The organism is Candidatus Cyanaurora vandensis (assembly GCF_013285555.1).
GTDB lineage: Bacteria > Cyanobacteriota > Cyanobacteriia > Gloeobacterales > Anthocerotibacteraceae > Cyanaurora > Cyanaurora vandensis.
Genome location: NZ_JAAXLT010000131.1, coordinates 1 through 5143, shown reverse-complemented (window position 1 = coordinate 5143; position 5143 = coordinate 1). Strand labels below are relative to the sequence as shown.

At 51.8% G+C, this 5143-nt stretch carries 7 protein-coding genes; 5 read left to right on the top strand and 2 right to left on the bottom strand.

The features are described from left to right. Positions 1 to 178, bottom strand: a 178-nt coding sequence (locus tag HFM78_RS16275) for a glutaredoxin family protein (RefSeq protein WP_396034972.1), incomplete at its 3' end; no start/stop codon positions are given. Between the two features lie 193 nt (positions 179 to 371). Between HFM78_RS16275 and HFM78_RS08965 the strand changes: the two genes are divergently transcribed. Together HFM78_RS08965 and HFM78_RS08960 are read left to right on the top strand one after the other, a co-directional pair. Then, a complete protein-coding gene (locus tag HFM78_RS08965; RefSeq protein WP_287129096.1) occupies positions 372 to 623 on the top strand; it encodes a UPF0175 family protein in 252 nt (83 codons plus the stop codon). Further along, positions 616 to 1104 carry a DUF3368 domain-containing protein gene (locus HFM78_RS08960; RefSeq protein WP_287129095.1) on the top strand — a complete coding sequence of 163 codons (489 nt, stop codon included), beginning with the start codon at positions 616 to 618 and terminating at the stop codon, positions 1102 to 1104. Before HFM78_RS08965 ends, HFM78_RS08960 begins: the two co-directional genes overlap by 8 nt. A gap of 37 nt (positions 1105 to 1141) precedes the next feature. Here the strand turns inward: HFM78_RS08960 and HFM78_RS08955 are convergent, their stop codons facing one another. Then, positions 1142 to 1678, bottom strand: coding sequence for a PadR family transcriptional regulator (locus tag HFM78_RS08955; RefSeq protein WP_287129094.1), 537 nt, complete (start codon positions 1676 to 1678; stop codon positions 1142 to 1144). Between the two features lie 94 nt (positions 1679 to 1772). Between HFM78_RS08955 and HFM78_RS08950 the strand changes: the two genes are divergently transcribed. Genes HFM78_RS08950 through HFM78_RS08940 form a run of 3 tightly spaced genes read left to right on the top strand, consistent with a single transcriptional unit; the run spans position 1773 to position 4899 of the window. Further along, positions 1773 to 2942, top strand: coding sequence for an HlyD family efflux transporter periplasmic adaptor subunit (locus tag HFM78_RS08950; RefSeq protein WP_287129093.1), 1170 nt, complete (start codon positions 1773 to 1775; stop codon positions 2940 to 2942). 10 nt (positions 2943 to 2952) lie between these two features. Further along, positions 2953 to 4140 (top strand): ABC transporter permease DevC, encoded by a 1188-nt coding sequence (gene devC, locus HFM78_RS08945; protein WP_287129092.1) that lies wholly within the window; start codon positions 2953 to 2955, stop codon positions 4138 to 4140. 9 nt (positions 4141 to 4149) lie between these two features. Then, positions 4150 to 4899, top strand: a complete 750-nt coding sequence (locus tag HFM78_RS08940; RefSeq protein ID WP_287129091.1) for an ATP-binding cassette domain-containing protein — start codon at positions 4150 to 4152, stop codon at positions 4897 to 4899. The last annotated feature ends 244 nt before the right edge of the window (positions 4900 to 5143 follow it).

The following is a 5143-nucleotide window of genomic DNA, read 5'->3' as shown; positions in this document are numbered from 1 at the left end:
GGGGCTGGGGGAAAGGCCGTCCATTCACCACCAATCGGGGAACCCGTTCTGATAAGTCCTGGCGTAACTCCAAGGTGAAGGCCAAGGCCGGTTGAATCTCCTGTAAACGGGCAATCAGTCCTTGGCAGAGCGGGCAGTCGGGCTTAGTGTAGACGAGGATGACCGAATTGTCATCCATGGTGGGCTATCGTTTACAGCGGTTCATCACACCAAGCTATCCAATCTTTCCCATGAACAGGGGACCAAGACGAAAAAAGCAAGACGTTTAGATCTTACGCTTTTACCCAATAGGTACGTGGGGCGTAGCTTTAGGGGTTGGGGTAAAATTTAGGGACCAAATCGCCAACATCACATCAGGAAAACGTGAATCCATGCACACCTTGTCTCTTCCCTATCCCGATGACCTACTCATTACCTCCGGTAAATCTCCCCTAGCCTTAGAAGCAGAGTTAGCCTTCTTACTCGCAGTCAAGCTATTCGAGCTACGCCGTCTATCCTTGGGTAAAGCTGCCGCCTTCTGCCAGATGGACAAGCCCCATTTCCTATATGAACTAGGGCGTTTACAGATTCCCATCATCAACTTAGACGACGACCAGATGACCGATGAATTGCGCGATGACTAACCCCATCATTATTGCTGATAGTAGTCCGCTCATCTCCTTAGCGATTATTGATCAACTGGAGTTGTTACCCCAACTGTATCAAAAAATATTACTACCGCCAGCCGTATGGGATGAGGTGACTGTACAGGGCAAAGGCTTACCTAGCGCAAAAGCTATTAGTCAAGTAGATGGGCTGAAGATACAAACTCCAGAAGCCTCAACCTTAGAGCCACTAATGATCTTACTCGATCGCGAGGAAGCTGAAGCCATTGCCTTAGCTCAATCTATAATTGGCAGTACAGTATTTTTGGATGATGCCCAAGCGCGACGGGTTGCTGAACGTTTAGGGATTCGTCGGATCGGAACTCTTGGTATCTTACGGCGGGCGAAAAAAGCAGGCTTAATTGGTGAGGTTAGAGTATATGTTGAGCAATTGCGTATTCAAGGAATCTACATCCGCCCTAGTTTAATTGATGCATTGCTTCAGGATGTGGGCGAATAGACCAACCTTCTGGATGTAGATGATGATGACCGAACTGTTATCCATGCTGGGCTATCGCCTGCAGGGCTTCATCACACCAAGCTACCCAATCTTCTTGATAACGGATTGCTCGCCGCAGGATGAGGTGCATATAGAGGTCTTTGGATTCAGGTGATCCCATAGGCAAGGTTGTGGTCAGGGTTTGCATCTGGCGTAACTTCTCCGCATGGAGGGCACGCCTGCGTCCTAGTTCGCGGACCACCGCTTGGGGCGGAATCAGGTGTCCTGCCAGCCCCATCACCCCTAGATCCTCTCGGATGACCGTGGGTTCTGTAGGTCGCTGCAACCAGTCCACCAAATGCTGCTGACCCTGGGGCGTGAGGGAGTAAATTTTTTTGTCTAGCCGTCCTAGTTGGGGAATCGCCTCGTAGCTAATCTCCCCTTGCTGCTCTAGTTTGGCGAGTTCAGCATAAATCTGCTGTTGGCTTGCCTTCCAGAAGCAACTCCCAAATCCTTCCTCAAACTCTTTAGCGATTTCGTAACCACTCAAGGACTGACGAGCAAGGAAGGCGAGGAGGGTGTGTTTGAGAGCCATCGTTCCTTGACACAGCTAATAATTCGAGTATACACTTTACTTGTATTCAATTTTTTGAATACAAATACTTGAGTCAATAACAGGGGCGAATCCGATGGCGGTTTCTTGGTCTAGTGGTGGTCCCCGCTTTCTGCTGGCGGGGCTTGCCTTAGTCGGCGGTTTTTTAATCGTTCGTGCAGCCGGAGTGGACAGCAACAATCCCCCACCAGTACAACCAACCCCCGTAGTTCTCGACCGGGTTGCTGCCCTTGGGCGTTTGGAACCCGAGGGCGAAGTGGTCCAAGTCTTTGCACCCACCGCCCTAGATGGAGCGCGGGTAGAAAGTCTCAAGGTCGTGCAGGGCGAGCGTGTCCGGCAGGGAACGGTGATTGCCGTCCTCGATACCTATGCCCGTCGTCAAGCCGCTCTCAAGGAGGCACAGCAAGCAGGGGCGGTCGCGGTGGCAGGTCTACAGCAGGTCGCAGCGGGGGCGAAGCTCGGACAGATCCAAGCGCAGACCCATGTGGTAGACCGTTTACAGGCGGAGCTACGAACTGAGACCATGGCCCAAGCCGCAACCATGGGTCGCCTCGAAGCCGAGCTAGCCTATGCCCAATTAGAAGACCGCCGTTACCAAGAACTGTACGAAACTGGGGCCATCGCGGCCTCTCTACGCGATAACAAGCATTTACTAGCCGACACCGTGCGTGAAAGTCTCAGCGAAGCCCGCGCCCTACTAGACCGAATTCGCTCCACTAAGCAACAGCAGATCGCTGAAGCTACCGCCACTCTTGAGCAGATCGTTGAAGTGCGTCCTGTAGATTTGGCTCTAGCACGGGCACAGGTCGCCCAGGCGCAAGCGGCGGTCCTCCGGGCACAGGCGGAGTTGGCGTTAGCGGTGGTCCGCGCTCCTCAGGCTGGACAGGTACTTAAAATCCATACCCGTCCCGGCGAACTTGTGGGCAACCAAGGGGTAATTAACCTGGGGCAGACGGAGCGCATGGTGGCGGTGGCTGAGGTCTATGAATTGGATGTAAACCGGGTACGACTGGGGCAGTCCGCCACGGTTACGAGTCCCAACCAAGCTTTTACCACGGTATTGAAGGGCACTGTGTCTGAAGTGGGTCTTGAAATTAGCAAGCAAGACGTACTTAATACCGACCCGGCTGCTCAATTCGATGCCCGCGTAGTCGAAGTGAAAGTGAGGTTAAACCCAGAATCGAGCCGTAGGGTAGCTGGCTTAACTAATTTGAGTATTCAAGTTGTGATTGATGTCAATAATTGAGGGGGCCGTTATGAAAACAGATTACCGGGCAACGAGTCCGCGCCAGAAGAGACCGCTATTCCTGGCTTGGTTACAGTTACGGCAAAAGTGGGCACGGCTACTCGTTGCGGTAACGGGGATTAGTTTTGCGGCGGTCCTGATGTTCCTCCAGTTGGGATTCCGGGGGGCCTTGTTCAGTAGTGCCGTCGAGTTCCACCAGAGCTTAAATGGTGAACTGATTATGCTCAGTAGTCGCTACCGCTCCTTAATCTCCTTAGACCGCTTCACCGAACGACGTTTGTATGCCATGGCTGGAGTACCTGGCGTCCAGTCCATCAGTCCGGTCTATCTCAACTTCATCCAATGGCGTAATCCTGACAATAATCAAATCTGGGATATCTTTGCCATCGGGATCAATCCTGAACACCAAGTCATGAACCTCCCTGGGGTACAAGCTAACCGCCAGCAACTACGGGAGCCAGACACGGTCCTTTTTAATCGGGGTTCTCGCCAGGAGTTTGGACCCATTACTCAATATTTTCAAGCGGGCGACCTGATTCAGACTGAGGTGGATGAACGTCGGATTAAGGTTAAGGGGCTATTCCAACTTAGTCCGACCTTTGGAATCAATGCTTATTTAATCACCAGTGATCTAAATTTCCTCCGTCTAGCTGAATTTCGCCAACCGGGCTTGATTGATGTAGGTGTGCTTAAACTCGAAGCAGGAGCTGACGTTCAACAGGTCCTAGCTCAGGTGGAATTACATTTGCCCAAGGATGTCAAGGTCCTCACTAAAGAAGATTACGCAAAGGCCGAAGTTGCCTTCTGGAATACCAGTACGCCGGTCGGTTATACGTTTGACCTCGGGGTGGTTATTGCTTTTATTGTCGGGGCCGTCATCGTCTATCAGATTCTCTACAGTGATGTCACCGAGCACTTACCCGAGTACGCCACCCTCAAGGCCATGGGCTTCCACGACCGTTACCTACTGATGGTTGTGTATCAAGAATCCCTCATCCTGGCAACATTGGGCTTTATCCCTGGGGTCCTCATTGCGCTGGGTTTTTATCAGGTTACTCACTGGGCAACGCTCTTACCGATGACCATGGATCTAGGGCGCGTGCTATTTGTTTTTGTCCTCACACTTGTCATGTGTTTAGTTTCAGCGACGGTAGCTGTACGTAAGTTGCAGACAGCTGACCCGGCGGATGTTTACTAGGAGGCATGGATGAATCTCTTCCCTGACCATGAGACCCAGGAAGCGACTATTTCTGTAAATAGTCTCAATCATTATTATCAGCAGGGTTCACGCAAGCAGGTTTTATTTGACATCAATCTGGAAATCCATGCAGGTGAGATTGTCCTCATGACTGGCCCTTCTGGGTCAGGAAAAACTACCTTGCTCACCCTCATCGGAAGTCTGCGCTCAGTCCAAGCGGGCAGTTTAAAGGTGTTGGGTTGTGAATTATTAAACGCTACGCAAGCACAGATGACCTTGGCACGCCGGAACATCGGCTACATTTTCCAGGCCCACAATCTCTTGAGTTTCCTCACGGTCTATCAGAATATTGAGCTAGCTCTCGAACTCCACGACGTTACTGCTGAAGTAGCCGATACACGTATCAAACAGCTACTTACCGCCGTGGGTTTAGAACGTTTTAGCCATAGCTATCCCCGTGAACTCTCCGGGGGACAAAAACAACGAGTAGCGATTGCGCGGGCACTGGCGGGAGAGCCCAAACTGATCCTGGCGGATGAACCCACGGCTGCCCTAGATAAACAATCAGGCAGGGATATCGTGGCAATCCTCCAACAGTTAGCCAAGGAGCAGAACTGCACAATTCTACTCGTGACCCACGATCATCGCATCTTAGATATTGCTGACCGGATTATTGACATGGAAGATGGTCGTCTGTCGCAAGAGGTCCCTCCCCTCCAACCCAGGCCGGGGAACCTATCTCCAGGGATAGAGCAGTGACCGCCTAAATTGTGCGGACTTACCCAAAATTCTGTCAGGAAATACTATGTTTGATGCCCAGCGCACCCATCCCCTCGTGGCGCGTCCTTGGGGGACTTATCACGTCCTATTGGATTCCGACCGCTACCAGATAAAACGGAGTGTCTTGACATACTCACCGTCCTGAAGGAGCGGTGATTCTTGACAGCTCAACGGGCTGTGCTGGCGAACCAGTCTTACCTGCCCTCCCTGTCCATTTAGAGTC